Origin of the sequence: Algoriphagus algorifonticola, assembly GCF_007655305.1 — a bacterium.
Taxonomy (GTDB): domain Bacteria; phylum Bacteroidota; class Bacteroidia; order Cytophagales; family Cyclobacteriaceae; genus Algoriphagus; species Algoriphagus algorifonticola.
Genome location: NZ_VLOG01000030.1, coordinates 18,480 through 39,562, shown reverse-complemented (window position 1 = coordinate 39,562; position 21,083 = coordinate 18,480). Strand labels below are relative to the sequence as shown.

The following is a 21,083-nucleotide window of genomic DNA, read 5'->3' as shown; positions in this document are numbered from 1 at the left end:
AAAAGAGGTTTTTTGCCAGCAAGACAGGACGATGCTCTGTTCAGTTCGGATTGCAAATCCTACTACGATAAGAGCTCGAGATTGCAAATCTCGAGCAGCTTAGTGAATTTAATTTTTATTTTTTTTCGGATTAAAAATCCTACGATAGGAGCTCGAGATTGCAAACCTCGAGCAGCAAGCGCAGTTAGGTTTAATTTTAGTTTATTCTACCAAATTAGAGTAATATTTTTTGGGATTTTGGCTATGTTTGCCCTTTGATTTTACATCTGTCCATTAATAAAAAGTATATGCGGAAGATAGGAGCGTGGGTAGTTTATGCCCTGGTTTTTTTTGCAGCAATCAGCTGCGTTTCCAATGAAAAGGTTATTTACCTTCAAAATCTTGAAAACAATCAACCTATCAATGAAGGAGAATTGATCTCCTATGAAATTCCTGAATATAGACTTCAATACAATGATATTATTGATGTCAATATTCAAACAGCAGAAGATATGCTTCAATCTGGTTTTGGTAATAAAGTTGTTGCTGGAAATAACCAAATGCAAATGGCTGCACAATCAGGTGGCGATATTTATTACATGACGGGTTATACAGTAGATAAAAATGGTTTTATCAGGCTTCCAATTATCGGTGAAGTCCAGGTAAAAGATAAAACCATTGATGAAGCCAGAGTCATCATTGAAAGCAAATTGAGAGAGTTTCTCAAAAATGAGTTGTATGTAAAAGTCAAGCTCGGTGGGATTCGCTACTCTGCCTTAGGGGAGTTTAGAAGACCTGGTAAATTTGTGGTTTTGCAGGACAGAATGACGATTTTTGAAGCAATCGCCAATGCCGGCGATTTGACGACGGTAGCAAAAAGAGATGAAGTTTTATTGATTAGACAGTACCCTGAAGGCACCAAGCTTCATCGAATCAATTTAAACGATAGAGGAATTATTCAGTCTCCTTTTTATTTTATTCAACCGAATGATCAATTATATGTGGAGCCTATGAAAGTAAGGGAAGTGGGTGCCGGTGAAAATGCGGCCCAATCTTTATCCTTAATTATTTCTGCTATCACAGTTGCAGTTCTTTTGATCAATACCTTTACGCGTTAAGCTATGTATCCTAATCAAGTTCAAGGAAACAATCCCAACCCCAATCCATTTTTGGTTCAGCAGGAAGATGAAATAGATCTTAAAGCTCTACTGTTTAATTATTTGACCTATTGGCCACTTATTGTCATTTTCGCTTTTTTAGGTGTTTTAGTGGCTTTTTTATTCAATAGATACACTACACCTATTTACAAAGTGGAATCTACCGTTTTGGTGGTAGATGATAAACCGACGCTAGGTGCTGACCTTTTTGAATCCGCTGGTTTGGGAATTCAAGGAAAGAGTAATATAGATAATGAAACAGGAATCATCAAATCCTATTCTTTGGCAGAAAGCGCTGTATCACAAATGGATTTGAATGTTTCTTATTATAAAGAAGGCTTTTTAAAAGTTACCCAAGTTTATGGAAATGTTCCTGTTTATGTCTCTGTTGACTGGACCAAACCACAGCTTGTAGGTGGAATGTTTAGACTGGAGGTTATAGATGAATCCAGTTTCGAACTTTCAGTAGAGGATGATCAATTTTCCGTTTTTCAGCCCAAAGACCCATTCTACAAAAGTAATTTTGAAGGGTTCGAATTGCCTAAATCCATATATTCTTTTGGAGAAAATATTCAAGGGGAATATTATGAGTTTAAAATAAGTCAAATTTCAGCATTGCCTGGTGAGGTATTCTTTTTCAAAATGATTGATACGCCTTCACTTGCTTTGAAAATGAAGAATGATCTTCAGGTTAACCCCTTAAATAAGCAAGCTTCAATTCTTACGCTAAGCTTGGAAACACCTTTGAGGAGGTTGGGAGAAAATTACATCAATACCCTCATGGATAAGTATTTGGAGCGGGAGCTGGAAGAGAAAAATCAGGCTTCAGAAAATACGATTCGATTTATTGAGCAACAATTAAGCGGAATAACAGATTCTTTGCAGTTTTCTGAAAAGCAATTGCAGGATTATAGATCCAAGAATAAGATTTTCAATCTATCTCAGGAAGGTTCTATCATTTTTGAAAGACTAAATGACTTAGAGCAGGAGAGGAGCCAGGCTGAATTGAATCTGAAATATTATCAAACCCTCAAATCCTATTTAGGTAATAATCAGGTGGGGGATTTGGTAGCTCCGTCCATTATTGGTGCGAATGACCCTCTGTTGAGCGCTTTGGTGCAAAATCTTTCCGAATTACAGGCCGACAGAGTTCGAATCACCGCTAATTTTTCAGATCAAACCCCACAGGTGAGGGATATCAATGCCAGAATTGAAAGTACTTCCAAGGCATTGATGGAGAACGTGAATTCTGCAATCCGGAATACCCAAAATTTATTAGCAGACCTTAATGGGAGGATTCGATCCATTGAAAGAGATATCAATGCATTGCCGGAGACTGAAAGAAACCTCTTAGGTTACCAGCGTCAGTTCACCATCAATGAAAATATTTATGTGTATTTGTTGCAGAAAAAAGCTGAGGCAGAGATTACCAAAGCATCCAATATGCCCAAGAATAAAATCTTGGATTTTGCTAAGGCTTCTCAGCAACCTGTAGCCCCCAAAACTAGCCTGAACTTACTGATAGGATTGATTTTGGGTTTGATTTTACCAATCGGTTTTATCACGATTAAAGACTTCCTCAATACCAAAATAGAAGATCCTAAAGAACTGGAACATCAGATTAAGGTGCCATTGATTGGGATGGTTGGAAGAAGCAATACTGAGGATAATCTTCCAGTATTGAATAGCCCTAGATCGACCGTGACAGAATCATTCCGATCCTTGCGTGCAGACATGTCTTATTTGAGTCCTAACAAGGATAAACTGACTATTCTATTCACTTCCAGTATTTCAGGTGAAGGTAAAACTTTTGTTTCCATTAATATGGCTTCAGTTTTCTCTTTGATGGGTAAAAAGACCATTTTGATAGGTTTGGATTTGAGAAAGCCAAAAATCGCTGAGGATTTCAACTTACCGAATGATAAGGGTATGAGTACTGCATTAAGTACCAATATAGACTGGAGAGAAGTGGTTAAGTCATCTGGACATAAGGATTTGGATGTGATCCTTTCTGGCCCAATACCTCCAAACCCTGCCGAATTGCTTTTACAGGATAAATTCAGTCAGATTATCAAAGAGATTAAGGAAGAATATGATGTGGTGGTATTTGACTGTCCTCCAGTAGGGCTTGTATCGGAGACCAAGGAGCTATTTGCTTATTCTGACATCAATTTCTTTGTATTCCGTCAAGGTTACTCCATGAAAGGAAATACGGCCATTCTTAACAATCTGGTAGAAAAAGGCGGAGTTTCTAAGATGTATGGTATTCTGAACGATGTTCATATTGACAAAGGATATGGCTATGGGTACGGTTATGGCTATGGCTACGGATATGGCAACAATTCCTATGGATACCATGAAGAGATCCCGCTTCCTTGGTGGAAAAGGGCTTTAAGAAGAAGGGGTTGATATTTTTACCGGTTCTTTTGTAAAGGGAAATACAGTAGAAATATTTAGAAATACGCCTGCGGTGAAATAGAAAAAGAAATACAATAGAAATAGATAGAAATATGCCTTCGGCGAAATAGGAAAAGAAATACAGTAGAAATAGAAGAAATATGCCTGCGGCGAAATAGAAAAAGAAATACAATAGAAATAGAAGAAATATGCCTGCGGCGAAATAGAAAAGAAATACAGTAGAAATAGAAGAAATATGCCTTCGGCGAAATATGGGTCAATTCCCCAATTGAAAGCGTAAACTCAATTTAGGACTTGATCTTTTGGAAAGGGGGTGAGGGGGATTTTGGATGGAATACATTGAAATACTGAAGAAATACGCCTGAGGCGAAATAGGAAAAGAAATACAATAGAAATAGATGGAAATACGCCTTCGGCAAAATAATTGGAATAACTAGATAAGATCTAAAGATATTTTTCAAGATATGCCTGCGGCAAGATACGGGTCAATTCCCCCTTTGGAATATTGCACAAGGTTGGGAAGACGTGTAAAATCAAAGGGGGTCAGGGGGATTTTTCCAGAAGATATTTTTCAAGATATTATCAAGATATGCCTGCGGCAAGATACGGGTCTATTCCCCCTTTGAAAATGTAAATAAGGTTTAGGACGAAAGCTTTGTAAAAGGGGGCAAGGGGGATTTTCCCAAAAGATATTTTTCAAGATATTAAAAAAGATATGCCTTCGGCGAGATACGGGTCAATTCCCCCTTTGAAAATGTAAATAAGGTTTAGGACGAAAGCTTTGTAAAAGGGGGCAAGGGGGATTTTAGTTGAAATACAGTAGAAATAAATTGAAATACGCCTAAGGCGAAATATTTATTCCCGACGCATTTTTTGAATTGCAATAGAGAAGATATTTTTCAAGATATTATCAAGATATGCCTTCGGCAAGATAGACCTTTGGTCGAATTCGGATCAAAAGCTCCAAAGGAGCGTAATTTATTAGCCCTGGGTGAAACCCAGGGATATAATCGCCAACGAAAATTACCCAGCGCTGGCCCGAGATCTCCCTATGGAAATGAGGTTTTGTGCCAGCAAGACAATCGAGAGCCTTAAATCAACCCTCCAAGGGATTTTTCTGGTAAAGGTGTCAATAAAATAAAACTAAACCATATATCTAACCAACCCTTGGAGGGTTTCTTCCTTTCAATAGCCATTCATAGATGTGATATTATCGGATTAAAAATCCTACGATAGGACCTCGGAATTACAAATTCCGAGGAACCGAAATTCAACTTTGAGATTTTTTCGGATTAAAAACCCTAAGATAGGGCCTCGGAATTACTCTTGACTCTTGTTGTGGATTCGAGGAGAAGGTCTGGTTTAACCCTCCAAGGGATTTTTCAAATCAAGGACCCGATCATAAAAATACTACCACCGCTTGGCTGACTAACCCTTGGAGGGTTTATTGAATTGAAATTTTTTTCTTTCATAAGCAGAAAAGAGGAACCTGAAAACAAAAAAAATGATGAATCCTAACACTTATCGTATGTTTAATAACATTTGTATGCCTGAAAATTTATTTGCATTTATTTTTATTAAAATTGTATTTACCCTAGAAAACTCAACCAGTTCATTGTATTAAAGAATTTTAAAGATTCCTCAATTTACTATATCCAAAATGCTTGTCTAATTCCAAGTAGAAACTTGAATATTTAATTCATTAATGGTGGAAAACTAATTTTACCGATTTGGGAGAATGTACTGAAAATCAATATATGTAACAATTATGTAACTATGAAATACAATAGTTTAACACGATTTTTACCTAGATTTTCTTTTTTTCCATCATTTATCATTTTAGGTTTGTTTCAGCATTGGTTATCCATGTTCGTAGATTTGAAAAAATGAGATTCCTTTTTTGTTTATCCCTAACCTTATTTTCCTGTTCATTCTTTTGTCTACATGCTCAATCCTTACGGTTGAATCCTGAGGCAATTTATCAGATTACTAATTTTGAACAGTTAGATCCTCATTTCAGTCAGGAAATGGTATTTCAGTTAGATTCTATTCCTGTGGGAATTGATGAGGAATTCCAAATTCTCAAGAGCGATTCAGGTACTTATCTTTTCGCCGGCTGTAGGATGGAACTTTATCGATGGGAAGAGAATTCCTGGAAAAACCTTTACCAATTTCAGAATGTAGGTTACACCTGCAAAAGCAGGCTTATAATAAAAGAAGGAAACCCTTTTCTTCTCGGGGGCTATGGTTTCTGGAATAGCCACACAGATTTAATTGAATTTGATCCAAGGTTAGGTTCATGGTCATTGGCGAGTGTTAAAGAGCAACCTGTCAATTATAATTCTAGGTTCCTTGGCGTATCCGAAAAGTCTGCCTTCCTTCTGCTTGGTTTCCATAATAATCCAAGAAAAGATATTCACCAACTTCCCGAAAATCAGGGCTACATCTTGGATTTCGAATCGAATGCTTGGAAGCATTTGGGTTTTGATTTTAATCTGTCATTGGTTGATCCCAATGCCGCATACTATATTTTCCAAGAAGGTGTTTTGGACGCCCAGGATTTCTTGGCTTTCAATGCTTTTGAATCATCCTCGCAAAACAAGGGGCTTTTAATTTTTGACAAAAACGAGTTGAACTTTAAGTTTTTTCCTCAGGAGTTGGATTATAATCCATTAACCTACTCGCCCTATTTTATGGTAGATGGAAACCAAGTTTACTTACAGGATGATAAGAATTTCCCGATTACTTGGGATTTGAATGAATTCTACTCAAAGGCAAAATTCGTAGGAAAAGCCTCAATTCTTCCAATCAGTGTCAAAGAGGTCAATAGGATCAAACAAGATTATGTAATCATATCTCTTGTTTCAATTTCTTTAATAGGCTTGGTTTTATTTCCGGTATTCAAAAAGCGAATAGCTTCCTCGGCTCCAGTAAGGGCAGGTCAAAGTCAAGAAAAGGATCATGGACAGAATGAAAGCTATTCAAAATCCTACAGCTCCGCTGAAAGTTCCAACCTTTTAGAAATCTTAGATCAAAATAAAGGAAAAAGATTTACAGTAGAGGAACTGGATGAGCTCTTTGATATTCATCAGATTCCTAACCCGGAAAACAAAAGGGTCAAACGATCCAGATTGATCAAGGAGATCAATACCCAGGCTGAGGAAAAAAGGGGCTATAAGATGATTAATAGGACAAGAAGCCCGGAAGACAAACGCTGCTTGCTTTACGAAATCAAATAAGTTTGAGATGCATATTCCCTTTTATGATTGTAAATAAAAAAAATAGGGCTTGGTATCTGCCTTGTGGATCAGAATCCGGAAACTTCGGTCTTCGGTCTTCGGTCTTCAAACCGCTCATTCAAGGGAAATATCTCAATTGTGATGATTGCTTGAAATAAGGAAATTTTATTACCCAATTCTATTTAACCCAAACTATTTAATCCTAGCTATGAAGATTTTTAATTTTTTCAGGTCTGGAGGGATTTCCTACAAATCCAAAGGTCGCCTGATTAGAAATCACCAGGTAAATTTCAAATACAAAGGAAAACTTTTGGTGTTTGATCCCTTTACCATGTTGGAAGAGCTCAATTTCAAGTTGAAACAGGTGAAAGGACTGGATTTCCAGCTTGATGAGATTTCCCAAAAAATCCTGAATCGCCATTTCCAAAAAGAGGCTGTTGTTCCCAATTCTATAGCTAAAACCAAGTTAGGGAGAGAAGAACTCATTGTTAAAAGAACAGCTATGAGCGCCACTATTCCCAGAAAAAGCTTGTATGAATTTATCTGGAAAGGTGAAAGTGTTTTGAGTTTTTTGCGGATTTACGATTATGGCAAAGAGTTTGAAAAAATCTCTGAAGAAATAAAGACAAATCATATGAGTTTGGATTTGTCGTCCTATGCAATTCTTCTGGAATTAGGAAACAATAGCAATATGCTCTTGGATAAATTCGGTCAAACTCATATCTGGAAGATTGATAATTTGTCTTTGTTTCAGGATTTGATGATGGCAGTCAAGGAATTAAACATGGATGAAAAACAAAAAAGTAGCTACTAAAAAAATGATGAAAATTTAAGTCAAAAAATGAGTACTAAAACTACTCATTTGATTATCTTTGAATCAGCTAAACCAACAAAAAGCCTTAAATTTTAAAATTTGAGGCCTTTTTTCAATAAAACCCAAAAAACCAAACTGTTAGCTTCGGCTAATTTTTGCAGTAAAAAATATTGCTAAGATCATTCTGAGATCCGGGAAAAAGAGATGTAAGCGCTGCGAGTATTCTCTGCCTTTTTTCTTCTCCAAACCAATCTCAAAATGGGACTGAAAGGGCGAAGCTGTACCCAATTGTGAGTAATTGTGTAATTGATTAACTGAGTAATTGATCGATTTATGCGCGAGTTGAAAAATGTTTAGCTCTCCAGTTTTTGAAGTGATGGTTCAGAAGTTCATGGTTCAGAGTTCAATAGGTCGTCGTTAAAGCATAAATTATTTTTTCTTGAAAATAGCGCGTTTTGAAGATTTAGAAATTTGGAAAGAGGCAAGAGAGCTTTCTAAACTTATAAAAAGCTTTACAAAAAAAAGTGAATTTTCCAGAGATTATAAATTGAGCTCTCAAATAAATAGTTCTTCTGGATCTGTAATGGATAATGTAGCTGAAGGTTTTGATAGGGATGGAAATAAAGAGTTTATTCAATTTCTATCCATAGCCAGAGGCTCAAATGCTGAAACACGTTCACAAGGTTATCGCGCTTTTGATTATGAGTATATTAGTAAAGAGGAATTGGAAGAAATTTTAGAAAGAACGGAAAGGCTTAGGTCTAAAATAAATTCTTTGATAATTTACTTACGGAATTCAGATAAAAGGGGAAACAAATTCTCTTAAGAAGGCAGACTTTCTTTTGAACATTGAACCCTGAACTCCACTATTTAAAAGCCCAAGCATTAACCCAAACTAGAACCTCATGTCAGTAATAAACGTCATTCTATCAGGCGGTGTCGGTTCCCGACTTTGGCCATTGTCCAGAAAGTCCAGACCGAAGCAATACCTTCCGATTTTTGATGGGAAAACCTTGTTTCAAAAGACAGCCTTGAGGAATTCTGCGTTTTGTGATTCGGTTTTGGTGGTGGGGAATATTGATAATTACCAGCTTTCCCGAAAAGATTTGCAAGAAGCGGGGATTCAATCCTATAAAGAAATTATAGAGGCTTGCCCAAGGAATACTGCACCAGCAATTGCTTTTGCGGCATTTGCCTGCAATCCAGAAGATATACTCTTTGTTACCCCTTCCGACCATTTGATTGAATCAGAAGAGTCTTACAAAAAATCTGTGCAGAGAGCTATAGCACTGGCAAAGGATGGATTTATAGTAACCTTTGGCTTAAAGCCAAGCAAACCTGAGACAGGTTTCGGATATATCGAAGCGGATGGGGAAGAAGTAAGGAGCTTCAGAGAGAAGCCGGATTTGGCAACTGCCGAGGAATTTATTCAAAAAGGAAATTTTTACTGGAACTCAGGAATGTTTTGTTTTCAAGCTGGAGTTTTCTTGCAGGAATTGAAGAAGTTGGAGCCTAGCGTTTACGAAACCTCCTATACTACCTATCAAAAGATAGAAGAGGGGAAATTAAATGAGGAGCTATCTATGAAAATCCCATCTATCTCTGTGGATTATGCAGTGATGGAAAAAACTGACAAAATTAAGGTGGTTCCTTCTGCTTTCGACTGGTCAGACATGGGAAGTTTTGAGGCCATCTATGAATACAACCAAGCTCAGGGCTATCCGATAGATTCTATGGGAAATATGGTAATTGGTTCTGAATTACATACTGAGTTTGTGGGGCTGTCTAATAGTATTTTGATCTGCACTGCGGATGCCATTTTGGTTTTAAATAAGGAAAAAGCTCAGGATGTAAAGAAGGTGTATGAGAGGTTGGAGAAGGAGAAGCAGGGCTTAGTGGATTGATAAAGGTTCAGTGTTCAGAGATCAACGTTACAGAGGTGCAAATGAACTTTGAACCCTGAACTGTGAATATTGAAGTCTAGAAAATGATAAAAAATAACAAATTACCAATTACTAACACTTTTTTAGATGTTAAAAAACTTAGAAAACAGCAAAATAGCCATCATCGGTTTGGGCTATGTAGGATTACCTCTAGCCACTGCATTTGCCGAGAAGTTTAAAACGGTGAGGTATAAGAGGTAGACTTATAGAGTATATTTGAATGAAAAAAACATCATATAAAACTTTTGGGTCCTTTAAATTTGAATGCCAAAAATAAATTTTTCAAAATTTCATTTCATAATAAAACCTAAAAAGGGATAAATAATTTAGAATATTAATAATGTTACAAGGGAAAACTATTTTAATTACAGGAGGGACTGGTTCATTAGGAAAAGCACTAACGAAGCATATTCTTTCAAATCATCCAGAGGTGAAAAAAATCATAATTTTTTCACGTGATGAGCAAAAGCAATTTCAAATGGCTCAAGAGTTTCCTTCTAATGAATTTCCTCAAATTCGATTTTTTATTGGAGATGTGCGGGATAAGGAGCGATTGATTCGAGCATTCAAAGAAGTGAATTTTGTAATTCATGCAGCTGCCATGAAGCATGTTCCCATTGCGGAGTACAATCCTGAAGAATGTGTTAAAACAAACATCGATGGGGCAAGAAATGTCGTTGACGCTTGCCTTCAGACGAATGTTGAGCGCGTAGTAGCTCTTTCAACCGATAAAGCATGTGCTCCAATTAATTTATATGGAGCCACTAAATTGGCATCTGATAAGCTTTTTGTAGCCGCTAACAATATCAAAGGATGGAATCCAATTAGATTTAGTGTAGTTCGATATGGTAATGTGATGGGCTCCAACGGTTCAGTGATTCCATTTTTTATAAACAAGAAAAAAGAAGGCGTACTACCAATTACAGATCCGAACATGACACGGTTTAATATCTCTCTAGAAGGTGGAGTAGAAATGGTGATGCATGCTTTATTTCATGCTTGGGGAGGAGAAATTTTTGTCCCCAAAATCCCATCTTACCGAATTACTGATGTTGCGAAAGCTATAGGGCCAGAATGTGAGCAGAAAATCGTTGGAATAAGACCGGGAGAAAAGGTTCATGAAGAAATGATTACTCCCTCAGACTCTTTTTATACCTACGATCTGGGAAAATATTACACAATCCTTCCAGCTGTACCAAAGTTCAAATTAGAAGATTTTATTAAGGAATTTGGTGCGGTTAAAGTAAAGGAGGGATTTGCATATAATTCAGGGGATAACGAAGAATGGGAAACAGTAGACTCACTTCGATCGCTTATCAAAGAACACGTTGATTCAACTTTTGAATATTGATCTGATGAACCCTATACCCTACGGAAGGCAGCATATTACGGAGGATGATATTCTGGCTGTAATAGAAACTTTGAAATCAGATTATCTGACGCAAGGTCCTAAAATCAAAGAGTTTGAAGATGCTTTTGCAAGCTATGTCGGTTCCAGATATGCTATTGCGGTATCCAATGGCACAGCAGCCTTACACTTAAATGCTTTAGCTTTGGGAGTAAAGCCTGGCGATAAAGTAATCACTGCTCCAATTACTTTTGCTGCTTCAGCCAATTGTGTCCGCTATTGCGGAGGTGAGGTAGTTTTTGCTGATATTGATCCAGAGACCTATTTGCTGGATATTCATTCAGTAAGAAAGTTATTGGAAGCTTCACCAAAAGGTACTTATCAAGGCATTATTCCGGTTGATTTTGCAGGTAGAGCAGTAGATTTAGAGGCTTTTAGAGAACTGGCTGATGAGTTTGGCTTATGGATTATCCAAGATTCCTGTCATTCTCCTGGGGGATATTTTATAGATAGTAAGGGGCAAAAACAGCATTGCGGGAATGGTAAGTTTGCAGAATTGGCAATTTTTTCATTTCATCCTGTCAAACACATCGCTTCAGGCGAGGGAGGCATGATTACTACCAACGATGAGAACCTTTACAAAAAACTTTTGATGCTTCGCACCCACGGAATCACGAGAGATGAATCTTTATTCCAAAACTCACTTGAATTCGCAAGGGGAAAAGATAATTTTTCATTAGCCTCTCATAATTCTGCATTCCCAGCCTGGTATATGGAAATGCAGGAACTTGGCTATAACTATCGATTGACTGATTTTCAAGCGGCTTTAGGTTTAAGCCAATTAAAGAGAGCAGACGAAGGTTTGGTAAGAAGAAAGGAAATAGCAAAAAAATATCATGAGGTTTTTCAAGGTCAACCTTTTATCAAAAGTCAATCAGGAGTAGTAGATGGCCATGCCTACCATCTGTACATAATTGAAGTTGAAAACAGATTAAGTCTTTACCAGTACCTTAGAGAACAAAATATTTTCGCCCAGATCCATTATATCCCTGTTCATTTAATGCCTTATTACAGACAGTTTGGATGGGAGGAAGGAGATATGCCCAATGCAGAGCAGTATTATAAAAACTGTATCAGTCTGCCTATGTATCCAACTTTAACCAACGAAGAACAGGAATTTGTAATAAAAACAATTATCCATTTCTATGGCAAATAGTGCGCCCTATTTGGAGTCGGAGAGACTGAAGTTAATGCCGCTAGGTTTGGAACATCTCAGTATTGACTATGTCAAGTGGATGAATGATCCTGAAATTATTGCTTATTTAGAAACGGGCGGAGATTATACAATTGAAAAACTAAAAGAATTTTTAACCCAAATTGAAAAATATCCCATATTGTTTTGGGCAATACATTTAAAGAGCACCAATAAACATATAGGAAATATAAAAATTGACCCCGTTAATTTAAAGCATAAATATGGGGAGTATGGGATCATGATGGGAGACAAGGCAGAATGGGGAAAAGGATTTGCAAAAGAGGCATCTCAACTTGTTATTTCATACTGTTTTTCAGTTCCTTTAAACTTGAGAAAAATTAATTTGGGGGTTTACAGCGAGAATATATCAGCCATAAAATTGTATAAAAATTTGGGTTTTGTAGAAGAAGGTAGATACATCAAACATGTAATAACAAAGAAAGGATACGATGATATTTTAAGAATGGCTATTTTTAACCCTAGTTATGAGTAATAAAATTATTTTGGGCACGGTCCAATTTGGTTTAGATTACGGGATAAACAATACTTCGGGCAAAATGAGTAAAGAAGAAGTGTTTAAAATACTTGATCTAGCCTACGCATCCAATTTAACTGTTCTTGATACAGCAGCAGCTTACGGAAATTCCGAAGAAAGAATAGGAGATTATCTCAGTATCAATAAAGAAAAAAACTTCAGGATTATCACAAAATTCAATTTAAAACAAAATTTAACTCCAATCCACTCGCTTGAAAAATCACTACACAATTTGAAAATAGATCAAGTAGATGCTGTGATGTTTCACAGTTTTGAAGATTTTAAATCGACAAAAAAAGAAGAAATAAATTCTCTTTTGGAGCTTAAAGGAAAAAAATACAAGAAATTGGGTATATCTCTTTACACTAATGCCCAGATGAAAGAGATTGCAGAAAAAGAAATTTTTGACTTAGTGCAAGTTCCATTTAATGTTTTGGACAATGAACAGCAAAGGGGTGAAATTCTAAAAGAACTGAAAAGTAAAAATTTAGAAATTCATACAAGGTCAGTTTTTTTACAGGGGCTTTTTTTTATGAAAAAGGACAGAATTCCTTTGAAACTTAATCCGTTGGTTAGATATCTGAATGACTTAGAATCTATTGCAGAACACTTTTCATTGGATTTCTCTACATTGGCCATTCAATATGCGCTTTCAAAGCAATATATTGACTGTGTTTTGGTTGGTGTGGATTCTGTCGATCAGTTAAATATTAACTTAAAAAAAATTGAGTCAAAAGTTCCACCTTCGGCACTAAATGCAATAGATGAAATTTTTGTAACTGAAGCTTCTCTTTTAAATCCTTCAATATGGAATCTTTAAAAATTTTACTGATAACTCAGGCTAGGATTGGAAGTACTAGATTTCCCAAGAAAGTTACAAAAATCTTGGGAAACACGACATTGCTAGGGCTACATCTGCAAAGAGTAAAAATGTCTAAAAAAGTAACTGATTGGGTTGTAGCTACTACCAAGGAAGAAGGAGTAGGTCAAATTATTGAAATCAGCAATCAATCAGGTGTAGATTTTTATCAAGGGGATTTGAACGATGTACTGGATAGGTTCTATCAAGCAGCTTTACCATATGCGCCGAACTATGTGGTAAGAGTAACTTCGGATTGCCCGCTTATAGACTCCAATATCATCGATGAAGTGATAGAATTGACTATTCAAAATCAAGCTGATTATGGAGCAAATATTTTGATTGAGGAATTTCCTGATGGTCAGGATGTTGAAGTTTTTAATTTTCGTGCTTTGGAAAAGGCATGGAAAGAAGCCAAGTTGATTTCTGAACGTGAACACGTAACTCCTTACATCAGAAATAATTCAAATTTAAAGGGAGGCAACATTTTTAAGGCTGTTCATCTATCAGCACCTTCAAATTACAATCATATCCGTATGACCGTTGATGAACCTAAGGATTTAGAAGGAATTGAAACTCTTATTGCAACTCTAGGATTTGAAGCTTCTTGGTTGGATTATACAAATTATATAATACATCATATTAATGAATTCAAAAATCAGGATATCCAACGAAATGAAGGGTATATAAAATCTTTGGATAACGAGAAAATAAAATAACCGTGGGAACTGGACAAGAACTTTATAAAAAAGCGAAACAACTTATTCCTGGAGGAACAATGTTGCTTTCAAAGAGGCCGGAAATGTTTTTACCTGATTTATGGCCTTCCTATTTTTCTGAAGCTAAAGGATGTAAGGTGATTGATTTGGATGGGAACAGTTATATAGATATGTCCATAATGGGAATTGGGACTAATACGCTAGGCTACGGACATGAAGAGGTCGATGGGGCTGTCTTAGAAACTATCAGAAAGGGTAATATGAGTACGCTTTCTTGTCCTGAGGAAGTTTATTTGGCCGAAAGATTAGTTGAAATAAATCCTTGGGCAGACATGGTAAGATATGCTCGTAGTGGAGGTGAGGCTAATGCTATTGCCATCCGGATAGCAAGGGCAGCATCAGGAAGAGATCAAGTGGCGATATGCGGTTATCATGGTTGGCATGACTGGTATCTTTCTACCAATCATAATGATGGAGATGGTTTGTCAGGACATTTGTTACCGGGTTTAGAGCCAGCAGGGGTACCAAAGAATTTAAAAAATACAGTATTTCCTTTCCATTATAATAATATCGAGGAACTTGAAAAAATTGTAAGGGATAACCGAATTGGGGTTATCAAAATGGAAGTTGTCCGAAATTTTGGGCCAGAAAATGATTTTTTGAAAAAAGTTCGTGATTTAGCTAACAGGGAGAAAATAGTTTTAATTTTTGATGAATGTACTTCTGGATTTAGGGAAACTTTCGGAGGTATATATAAAAAATACGGTGTAGAACCGGATCTTGCCATGTATGGAAAAACTATTGGAAATGGTTATGCCCTAACGGCTGTTGTCGGTAGGCGTTCTGTAATGGAAGCGGCCCAAAAAACCTTTATCAGTAGCACATTTTGGACAGAAAGGATTGGTCCCGCGGCAGCATTAAAGACCCTTGAAGTTATGGAGAAATTAAAATCTTGGGAAATTATTACTGAAAAAGGAAAAAAAATGCAACAAGGATGGATAGAACTGGCTGAAAATCACACTATTGATATTCAGATTTCAGGGATACCTTCACTATCTACTTACACATTTAAGTATGAAGATGGTTTGAAGTTTAAAACTTTTCTGACGCAAGAAATGCTGAAGAAAGGCTTTCTGGCGAGTACTAATTTTTATGCTGCCACTGTTCATGAGGATAGGTATTTTGATCAATATTTTGACAGTTTGAATGATGTATATAATTCTATATCAAAGTGTATAAAGGGGGATCTAAATATTAATGACTTATTGGAAGGTCCGGTTTGTCATTCTGGATTCAAAAGACTGAATTAAATGAGTTTCTTTTATAGGGTTCTTACAAATCAAACTTTTAATATAGACCAATATTCACTGGTACCTATCCGAGAAGAGGATAAATATGCCATCATGAAATGGCGTAATGAACAGATTTACCATCTGCGCCAGAATAGACTCTTGACGGAAGCGGATCAGGATGCATATTTTGAGAATGTGATTGCTAAACTTTTTGACCAGGAAAGACCTAATCAGATTTTATTTTCGTACCTAGAGGGTGAAAAATGCATCGGTTATGGAGGATTAGTCCATATCAATTGGATAGATAAAAATGCAGAGATATCCTTTATCATGGATACTGCTTTGGAAAAGGATTTTTTCTCTTTTCATTGGCAGACTTATTTGACTTTGATTGAAAAAGTTGCATTTGAAGAACTTCAGCTTCATAAGATTTTTACTTATGCTTTTGATTTAAGGCCGAGGCTTTATGTTGTATTGGAAAAATCAGGATATGAAAGGGAGGCAAGGCTAAAGGAACATTGTTTCTTTGAGGGTAATTATATTGATGTGATCCTTCATTCCAAAACAACCAGTAGATTTTACTTAAGGAATGCAGCTTTAGAAGATCTAGAAATTACCTATACCTGGACCAATCATCCTCAAACAAGGCGATATGCATTCAAAAAGGGATTTATCCCCTTGGAAGAACATTCCGAGTGGTTTGCTGAAAAAATAAAAGACCAAAACTGTATTTTCAAATTATTGATCAGTGAAGGTGAACCTGTGGGTTCAATCAGGTATGACGTAAAAGGAGAAGAAGGTTTGATCAGCTATCTTGTAGCTCCAAATCAAACTGGGAAGGGTTTAGGAACGAAGTTACTTGAACTATCTGTTTTAGGTTTGCAGAAGGAAAGAAAAGATATTAAATCTATCAAAGGTCTTGTAAAAAAGGAGAATATAGCTTCCATTAAGATATTTGAAAAATTAGGATTTGATAAAATTGAGCTAGAAAAAGATGTTTTAGAATTTAGAATGAAAATAAATCATGCAGGTAGGAAATAGTAAAATAGATAGAACCTCCCCGGTTTTTATTATAGCAGAGCTTTCAGCAAACCATAACGGCAGTCTAGAGACTGCTATTGAAACCATCAAAGCCGCAAAAAGGGCTGGAGCAGATGCCATCAAATTCCAGACTTACACAGCAGATACTATTACCATTGATAGCGACAAAGAGGATTTCATAATCAAAGGGACTATTTGGGAAGGCAAAAATCTGTATCAATTATATCAGGAGGCTTATACCCCTTGGGAATGGCACGAAACTTTGTTTAATGTAGCTAAAGAAGAGGGACTTGTCTGTTTCAGTTCTCCCTTTGATAAAACAGCAGTGGACTTTCTTGAAAACCTGAATGCACCTGCTTACAAAATTGCTTCATTTGAAATCACTGATATTCCTTTGATTGAATATGTAGCGTCAAAAGGAAAACCAGTGATAATATCAACAGGGATAGCAACCCAAGAAGATATTGAATTGGCATTGGATGCCTGCTATCGAATGGGTAATCGTGATGTTGCGCTTTTAAAATGTACTTCAAGTTATCCTGCCCCAATCGAAGAAGCCAATATGGTGATGGTAAAAGACATGGCAGAAAGGTATAGAGTAATAACTGGGCTATCAGACCATACTATGGGCAGTACGGTTCCGGTGGTATCTACGTGCTTTGGTGCAAAAATTATAGAGAAACATTTTATTCTGGATCGTACTATAGGTGGTCCTGATGCATCTTTTTCGATGACTGAACTTGAATTTGCTGAAATGGTAAAGGCTGTTAGGGAAGCAGAGAAAGCTATTGGTGTTGTTAATTACAATCTGACCGAAAAACAGAAAAAAGGAAAGGATTTTTCTAGGTCTCTGTATGTGGTGAAGGATATAAATGAAGGAGGAGTGATTACAGAGGAAAATGTTAGAAGTATTAGACCGGGTTTTGGTTTACATCCCAAACATTTAACTGATATTTTGGGCAAAAAGGTTACAAAATCATTAGAGAATGGTGCTCGAATGGATTTAAGTTTTGTTAATAATAAATGAAAATTCTATTTGTAGAGAACCGTTATAAAACGGGGCTTTGGGAAGTTATTGCTAAAGAATATGAAAAGGAGGGGCATGAAATATTTTGGATTGTTCAGAACCCCATATTTAAACCTTCATTTAAAAATGTAACTGTTTTACCGTTTCCTAAAAAGAAAAGACTTGAAAAAATTTATACTCCAGAAATTCAAAAAATAATTAATGGAAATAGGGGAATGAATTATTTTGGAATTCAATCTGATAATTTTATTTTTTGGTATGAAAAGGAAATTGAGAAGGCCTTAGATGTGATTATGCCTGACTTAGCCTTTGGCGAAGCTACTTTATTTCATGAGTTGCTGGTAATAAATGCCTGTAAGAGAAGAAGTATATTATATTTAAATCCCTCAACAACTCGGTATCCTAATAATCGATTCTCATTTTATTTGTACGATACCCAAGTGCCTTATAAAGGATCTAAAGATTTGCTTTCAAATGACATGGCTCTGAAAACTGTTGAAGCAATCCAAGCACGTCAAGCACTTCCAGATTACATGACGGTATTGCGCTATAAATTAACAGGCTTAGATTGGCTTAAAGACAAATTACGGTTGTCACTTTCTTATTACTTGGGAGAGCGGTACAATACTCCTTCTCCATTTGTTAAACGTAAGATTAATTCCCATTATGCTAAAAACGTACTCAGGTGGGAAGAAATAGCAGTTGACACAACTAAGATTAAGAAAGGCTTTCATGTGCTATATGCCATGCAAATGCAGCCCGAAGCAAATATTGATGTTTGGGGCTACCCGAACAATAATCAAACACAAGTCATTCAGCGAATCTTAAATGATTTAAAGGGTTCCGATAAACTTTTATTGAAACCAAACCCTAAATCGAAGTATGAAATCTCAAAGGAATTATTAGACCTAGTCAAGTCAAATTCTGAACGAATTATAGTACTTAAACATAGCTCTAAAATGGCAGATGTTTGGTTAATTACAGATGTCGTTGTTACAGTTACAGGAACTATTGCAATTGAATGTGTATTTGATAACATGCCTGTAATTATGCTTGGAGAAGCATTACATACGAGACAAAAAAACTGTTATCATTTGAAAGCTGATGAATCCATGCAGCCTATTTTTGATCAAATAAAAAAAGGGGGGTTCCCTAAGATGTCCAGCGAGGAAAAAGTGGCATACTTGCAAGAGCTGATGCAAACAAGTTTTGAAGGAACTAATGGAGATGGACTGCATAACTCACATTATTTAAAAGATGCCCGTAATTTGACTAAACTTAAAACGGCTTATACCAAGGTATTATATGGATTCTAATTTTTACGAGGATCATAATGTGAATTTTTTAAATCGGTTACATCCGTCAAAGGTAATGGCGTTTGCTTTTATTATATGGGCGATTTTGTTTTTGTTTTCTCCTCTTGTTGTAAATATTGAACTAAATGGAACTGCGTATGTTTTTCTTTTTTGTTGCATTCTATCATTTATACTTGGAGTTGCCCTAGTTAAGGATAAAATTGGTTTTCGTACTTCCAAAAGTGCGAATAATCTGAGGAGATTATTTTTCCTTATTTTGTATTTAGCAATTTTAGGATTAGCCCTTAAACTAACCGATAGGTTTATAATTCGCGGAATCAGTTCAAGTTCAAATTATTTCGAGAATAGAGAAATTATGGAGGCAGCGGGAGGAAACTACATCGCTATTTTATCATCTTTCTTAACCCCTTTAGGTATAATACCGATTTTTTTACTTTGGAAGCATAAAATTTCAACTAATTGGATAGTAAAAATAATTGCATTCATTTTATTTTTCGCGCAAATTTTTGATGCAGTCTTATTGGGGTCTCGTTCGATAATCTTTGTTTTGTTTATTCTTCTTGGTTTATATTTATTTTATTTTCAAAAAATTAAAATTACTTTATTAAAGGGGCTTGGTATAGTTATGGTAATTCTTTCCTTTATGCTGATGATGAATTTCATTTTTGTGGAAAGAACAAAAATTTTTGCTGGTGAAAATACATATGACCTTGTTTTAAACCAATCTAACATTAATTATACAGTTACATCGAGCAACTCCTTTAAAAATACTTTTAGCAACCTGAATCCTACTACTCAAAGTTTAGTCTTTACTTATTTAACTACTACGCAATACTTTACCCATGGTATGATTGAGTTTTCATATCTTTATGATAATTACAAAAATGATTATGCATTAGGGAGTTATACTTTTGCTATTTATTCGCGTTTTTTGCATAAAGTAACAGGTAGAAATTTTGATTCAAAAAATCTAGAGCAATTGAGTCCTAGGCCTGGAGTATTTAATACTTTTTTTGGTCCAATATTTATCGACTTTGGATGGTTTTCATTGTTATTCATGCTATTGTTTGGTATGATAGTTAAAGTAATTTATAACAAAGCAAAAAGTGGCTATGATTGGGCTATTATTCTTTATTTTTATTTTTTTATTGTTATTGCATTTTCTCCTGTATTTAATTTTATCAACGGTGCAGGAGGTATATTTATATTGACATCAATAGTACTATTTTATATTATTTCAAAAATAAAGATTGTATGAGAAATTCTATTCAAGAAAGTATTGGTCTGTTTTCGATGTTAAATTAAGTAATATGATACTAAGAGTATTGTCTGAAGTTATCATTCAAAATTTCATTTAAGTAATTTAACTATTAAAATTATTAATAATGATTAGGTTTCTTACTTTACTCATCTGTTTAATTCCTTTAAGCTTTCTTAAACCAGTACTTTTAAATTTAATAGGTCATAATATTAGTTTGAAAGCTAGAATTGGTTTTTCAATCGTAGCCATTGGTAAAATGAAAATAGGTGATGGAAGTCGTATTGGGAATTTTAATTTTCTTAAATTTGATTATTTAGAAATGTCTTCTAATGCCATTATAGGTAGATTCAATTTTTTAAGAGGGAATTTTATTGTCTTGCTAAAGGAAAAAAGCGCAATAGGTAATTCTTGTGTTATTACTAGAGCAGGAAAGGGAGTATCTTATGGTAAATCAGCATTGAACCTAGGTGTTTTAGCAAAGATTACAGCCGGTCATAAAATTGACATGATGCGAAGTATTAATTTAGGAGACTTTTCAATTATTGCTGGTTCTCATTCTCAACTATGGACTCATGGTTATTTACATGCTCCTACAGGTCCCGATAGGTTTAGAATTGATGGTGAAATAAATATTGGCAATAATGTCTATGTAGGTTCTAGTTGTGTTATAAATGCTGGAGTTTATGTAGCTGATGGTATAACTATAGGGAGTAGTAGTTGCATCTCAAAAAATCTGACGAAATCAGGGATGTATGTAGCTCAACCTCTTCGATATATAGAGAAGGATTATGAAGACTCCAAGAAAAAGCTTAAAAAGATAAATTTGGATGGTTTGGTGGAAGAAGTTTACGAAAAGCCAAGTAAAGGATAGGGTTTAATG

General features: G+C 35.6%; 17 protein-coding genes. All 17 read left to right on the top strand.

From position 1 onward, the window contains the following. Window positions 1-287 precede the first annotated feature (287 nt). The gene (locus tag FL972_RS06740) at window positions 288-1,097 is read left to right on the top strand and encodes a polysaccharide biosynthesis/export family protein (protein WP_144604289.1); all 810 of its coding nucleotides are present in this window, start codon (window positions 288-290) and stop codon (window positions 1,095-1,097) included. Between the two features lie 3 nt (window positions 1,098-1,100). After that, window positions 1,101-3,545, top strand: coding sequence for a GumC family protein (locus FL972_RS06735; protein WP_144604288.1), 2,445 nt, complete (start codon window positions 1,101-1,103; stop codon window positions 3,543-3,545). A 1,970-nt stretch (window positions 3,546-5,515) separates the two neighbouring features. After that, the gene (locus FL972_RS06730; RefSeq protein WP_144604287.1) at window positions 5,516-6,793 is read left to right on the top strand and encodes a hypothetical protein; all 1,278 of its coding nucleotides are present in this window, start codon (window positions 5,516-5,518) and stop codon (window positions 6,791-6,793) included. A gap of 208 nt (window positions 6,794-7,001) precedes the next feature. Next, window positions 7,002-7,607, top strand: a complete 606-nt coding sequence (locus tag FL972_RS06725; protein WP_144604286.1) for a hypothetical protein — start codon at window positions 7,002-7,004, stop codon at window positions 7,605-7,607. A gap of 439 nt (window positions 7,608-8,046) precedes the next feature. Beyond that, the gene (locus FL972_RS06720; RefSeq protein ID WP_144604285.1) at window positions 8,047-8,433 is read left to right on the top strand and encodes a four helix bundle protein; all 387 of its coding nucleotides are present in this window, start codon (window positions 8,047-8,049) and stop codon (window positions 8,431-8,433) included. A gap of 79 nt (window positions 8,434-8,512) precedes the next feature. After that, window positions 8,513-9,511, top strand: coding sequence for a mannose-1-phosphate guanylyltransferase (locus FL972_RS06715; protein WP_144604284.1), 999 nt, complete (start codon window positions 8,513-8,515; stop codon window positions 9,509-9,511). Window positions 9,512-9,890: 379 nt separating this feature from the next. Beyond that, a complete protein-coding gene (gene pseB, locus FL972_RS06705; protein ID WP_144604283.1) occupies window positions 9,891-10,901 on the top strand; it encodes a UDP-N-acetylglucosamine 4,6-dehydratase (inverting) in 1,011 nt (336 codons plus the stop codon). A gap of 4 nt (window positions 10,902-10,905) precedes the next feature. Further along, the gene (pseC, locus tag FL972_RS06700) at window positions 10,906-12,114 is read left to right on the top strand and encodes a UDP-4-amino-4,6-dideoxy-N-acetyl-beta-L-altrosamine transaminase (protein WP_144604282.1); all 1,209 of its coding nucleotides are present in this window, start codon (window positions 10,906-10,908) and stop codon (window positions 12,112-12,114) included. Next, window positions 12,104-12,646: a GNAT family N-acetyltransferase gene (locus tag FL972_RS06695; protein ID WP_144604281.1), complete on the top strand. Its 543-nt coding sequence runs from the start codon at window positions 12,104-12,106 to the stop codon at window positions 12,644-12,646. The genes pseC and FL972_RS06695 overlap by 11 nt, the downstream gene beginning before the upstream one ends. Beyond that, window positions 12,639-13,508 carry an aldo/keto reductase gene (locus FL972_RS06690; RefSeq protein WP_144604280.1) on the top strand — a complete coding sequence of 290 codons (870 nt, stop codon included), beginning with the start codon at window positions 12,639-12,641 and terminating at the stop codon, window positions 13,506-13,508. The genes FL972_RS06695 and FL972_RS06690 overlap by 8 nt, the downstream gene beginning before the upstream one ends. Beyond that, window positions 13,496-14,266 (top strand): cytidylyltransferase domain-containing protein, encoded by a 771-nt coding sequence (locus tag FL972_RS19390; RefSeq protein WP_186300034.1) that lies wholly within the window; start codon window positions 13,496-13,498, stop codon window positions 14,264-14,266. Before FL972_RS06690 ends, FL972_RS19390 begins: the two co-directional genes overlap by 13 nt. A 2-nt stretch (window positions 14,267-14,268) precedes the next feature. Continuing rightward, window positions 14,269-15,576, top strand: coding sequence for an aminotransferase class III-fold pyridoxal phosphate-dependent enzyme (locus FL972_RS19385; protein ID WP_222116009.1), 1,308 nt, complete (start codon window positions 14,269-14,271; stop codon window positions 15,574-15,576). Further along, window positions 15,577-16,599 carry a GNAT family N-acetyltransferase gene (locus FL972_RS06680; RefSeq protein WP_144604279.1) on the top strand — a complete coding sequence of 341 codons (1,023 nt, stop codon included), beginning with the start codon at window positions 15,577-15,579 and terminating at the stop codon, window positions 16,597-16,599. Then, a complete protein-coding gene (gene pseI, locus FL972_RS06675) occupies window positions 16,583-17,626 on the top strand; it encodes a pseudaminic acid synthase (RefSeq protein WP_144604278.1) in 1,044 nt (347 codons plus the stop codon). The genes FL972_RS06680 and pseI overlap by 17 nt, the downstream gene beginning before the upstream one ends. Beyond that, a complete protein-coding gene (locus tag FL972_RS06670) occupies window positions 17,623-18,942 on the top strand; it encodes a hypothetical protein (RefSeq protein WP_144604277.1) in 1,320 nt (439 codons plus the stop codon). Before pseI ends, FL972_RS06670 begins: the two co-directional genes overlap by 4 nt. Then, on the top strand, window positions 18,932-20,200 hold the full coding sequence (locus tag FL972_RS06665; RefSeq protein WP_144604276.1) for an O-antigen polymerase: 1,269 nt from the start codon (window positions 18,932-18,934) through the stop codon (window positions 20,198-20,200). The genes FL972_RS06670 and FL972_RS06665 overlap by 11 nt, the downstream gene beginning before the upstream one ends. Window positions 20,201-20,327: 127 nt before the next feature. Next, on the top strand, window positions 20,328-21,074 hold the full coding sequence (locus FL972_RS06660) for an acyltransferase (protein ID WP_144604275.1): 747 nt from the start codon (window positions 20,328-20,330) through the stop codon (window positions 21,072-21,074). Window positions 21,075-21,083 lie beyond the last annotated feature (9 nt).

Excerpts from the sequence above, each read along its gene's own strand:
- FL972_RS06740 (WP_144604289.1), top strand. The coding sequence starts at position 288 with ATGCGGAAGATAGGAGCGTGGGTAGTTTATGCCCTGGTTTTTTTTGCA.
- FL972_RS06735 (WP_144604288.1), top strand. The coding sequence starts at position 1,101 with ATGTATCCTAATCAAGTTCAAGGAAACAATCCCAACCCCAATCCATTT.
- FL972_RS06725 (WP_144604286.1), top strand. The coding sequence starts at position 7,002 with ATGAAGATTTTTAATTTTTTCAGGTCTGGAGGGATTTCCTACAAATCC.
- FL972_RS06715 (WP_144604284.1), top strand. The coding sequence starts at position 8,513 with ATGTCAGTAATAAACGTCATTCTATCAGGCGGTGTCGGTTCCCGACTT.
- pseB (WP_144604283.1), top strand. The coding sequence starts at position 9,891 with ATGTTACAAGGGAAAACTATTTTAATTACAGGAGGGACTGGTTCATTA.
- pseC (WP_144604282.1), top strand. The coding sequence starts at position 10,906 with ATGAACCCTATACCCTACGGAAGGCAGCATATTACGGAGGATGATATT.
- FL972_RS06695 (WP_144604281.1), top strand. The coding sequence starts at position 12,104 with ATGGCAAATAGTGCGCCCTATTTGGAGTCGGAGAGACTGAAGTTAATG.
- FL972_RS06690 (WP_144604280.1), top strand. The coding sequence starts at position 12,639 with ATGAGTAATAAAATTATTTTGGGCACGGTCCAATTTGGTTTAGATTAC.
- FL972_RS19390 (WP_186300034.1), top strand. The coding sequence starts at position 13,496 with ATGGAATCTTTAAAAATTTTACTGATAACTCAGGCTAGGATTGGAAGT.
- FL972_RS06680 (WP_144604279.1), top strand. The coding sequence starts at position 15,577 with ATGAGTTTCTTTTATAGGGTTCTTACAAATCAAACTTTTAATATAGAC.
- pseI (WP_144604278.1), top strand. The coding sequence starts at position 16,583 with ATGCAGGTAGGAAATAGTAAAATAGATAGAACCTCCCCGGTTTTTATT.
- FL972_RS06670 (WP_144604277.1), top strand. The coding sequence starts at position 17,623 with ATGAAAATTCTATTTGTAGAGAACCGTTATAAAACGGGGCTTTGGGAA.
- FL972_RS06665 (WP_144604276.1), top strand. The coding sequence starts at position 18,932 with ATGGATTCTAATTTTTACGAGGATCATAATGTGAATTTTTTAAATCGG.
- FL972_RS06660 (WP_144604275.1), top strand. The coding sequence starts at position 20,328 with ATGATTAGGTTTCTTACTTTACTCATCTGTTTAATTCCTTTAAGCTTT.